The sequence below is a fragment of the Micromonospora sp. DT53 genome, from assembly GCF_049841535.1.
Taxonomy (GTDB): Bacteria; Actinomycetota; Actinomycetes; order Mycobacteriales; family Micromonosporaceae; genus Micromonospora.
On record NZ_JBNCKM010000022.1, the window covers coordinates 1 to 1,994 of the forward strand.

The window sequence follows — 1,994 nt, forward strand, 5'->3', positions numbered from 1 at the left end:
CCCCCATTACCTTCTTGGTGGCCCCGCAATGGGGCGCCCGGCCTCCGGGTCCGGCATGACTGCTCCCCCCTGTTGAACGCATGGCCTGGGGGGTGGTGTCACCGGCCCGGAGGCATCGACAGACCGCTGATTAGGGGCATGACCACCGGCTTGTCCGCAGGTCGGGAGGCTCTTCGTAATGTGGATGTGGCGATCGGTGCCGTGGGACGGCCGGGCGGGGACGACCGAAGGGCGCACATGATCGACGTCAGCGACATCGGAGTCTTCCTCGGCCTGGACGTCGGCAAGGGCGAACACCACGCCACCGCCGTCACCCCGGCTGGGAAGAAGTCCTTCGACAAGCGGCTGCCCAACAGCGAACCCAAGCTCCGCGAGCTCTTCGGCAAGCTCCAGGCGAAGCACGGAACCGTGCTTGTTGTGGTCGACCAGCCGGCCTCCATCGGCGCCCTGCCGCTCGCGGTCGCCCGTGAGATGGGCTGCCCGGTTGCCTACCTGCCCGGACTGACCATGCGTCGGATCGCCGACCTCTACCCAGGTGAGGCGAAGACCGACGCTCGCGACGCGTTCGTCATCGCGGACGCGGCCCGCGTCATGCCGCACACGCTCCGCTCGGTCGAGGTCGAAGACGAGGCCATCGCTGAGCTGGAGATGCTCGTCGGCTTCGACGACGATCTGGCGAGCGAGATAACCCGCGTCAGCAATCGGCTCCGCGGCCTGCTCACCCAGATCCACCCGCACCTGGAACGCGTTCTGGGCCCGCGCCTGCAGCACCCGGCCGTCCTCGCGCTGCTGGAGCGGTTCGGCTCCCCAGACCAGATGCGCAAGGCAGGACGCCGACGCCTGATCGGTCTGCTGCGGCCGAAGGCCCCGCGGATGGCCGAGCGCCTGGTCGAGGACATCTTCACCGCTCTGGACGAGCAGTCCGTCGTCGTCCCCGGCACGGATGCTGCCGCGCTCATCGTCCCGAGCCTGGCTGGCTCACTGGCTACCGTTCTGAACCAGCGCAACGTGCTGGCCGTCCGGATCGAGGAACTGCTGGACAGCCATCCTCTTTCGAAGGTCCTGACGTCCATGCCGGGGATCGGCGTCAGGACCGGAGCCAGGATCCTCATCGACGTCGGCGACGGCAGCAGCTTCCCCACCGCCGCCCACCTCGCAGCCTACGCAGGCCTCGCCCCCGTGACCCGATCCTCCGGTTCCTCCATCCGCGGCGAACAACCCTCCAGACGCGGCAACAAGCAGCTCAAACGCGCCTTCTTCCTGTCCTCGTTCGCATCCCTGGCCGACCCCGTCTCACGGGCCTACTACGACAAGAAGATCGCCCAGGGAAAGCACCACACCCAGGCCCTGCTCTGCCTTGCACGACGCCGGGCCGACGTCCTGTTCGCCATGCTCCGCGACGGAACCTTCTACGAACCGCGAACAGCGATGGTCACCTGACCGGCGGCTCCGCCAACACAACGACACCGTCCGCCTCAACGTCGAAGCCGAGCACCGCATGGCTCCCGTCGCCGCCCTCGGAATCCATCAGCACGGCTTTGCCCAGGCACCTTCCGATCGCCGTCACAAAACCGCAAAACACATCGAGCCGCTCCTGCCCCTGAAGCTCCCGCAGATCGACATCGAAGTCGATCTCATTCGCCGCATAGAACCGGAAAATCGCCAGGACATCCACCGACGGCCAGACCCGCAGCTCCGGGCACTCGGCGCCAGCCGGGCGGGACAATACGGCCGTCGCCCTCGGCAGCGGCAGCACCACCGCGCCTTCGGAGTACTGGAACGCCCAACCCTGAGCGACGACGAGATCTAGGACCGACTGCCAGTCCTCCACCGAGGCGCCAGGCACGCAGACGTCCGGCAACGCCCCCATCACCCCGGGATCGAAGAACCACCTGACTTCCTCCCACAGCAGATCAGGCACCACGCCATCCTGCCCTCACCACGGCCCCCACGCCGACTCGATTCCTTGACGAAACCCATAGGGGCACCCCCCC

2 protein-coding genes are annotated in these 1,994 nt (G+C 67.5%); one reads left to right on the top strand and one right to left on the bottom strand.

The features are described from left to right. Positions 1-237: 237 nt before the first annotated feature. Positions 238-1,440 carry an IS110 family transposase gene (locus tag ACLQ3B_RS33620; protein ID WP_387125250.1) on the top strand — a complete coding sequence of 401 codons (1,203 nt, stop codon included), beginning with the start codon at positions 238-240 and terminating at the stop codon, positions 1,438-1,440. Here ACLQ3B_RS33620 and ACLQ3B_RS33625 read toward each other — a convergent pair. Next, positions 1,433-1,921, bottom strand: a complete 489-nt coding sequence (locus tag ACLQ3B_RS33625) for a hypothetical protein (protein ID WP_387125248.1) — start codon at positions 1,919-1,921, stop codon at positions 1,433-1,435. The genes ACLQ3B_RS33620 and ACLQ3B_RS33625 overlap by 8 nt on opposite strands. Positions 1,922-1,994: the final 73 nt, after the last annotated feature.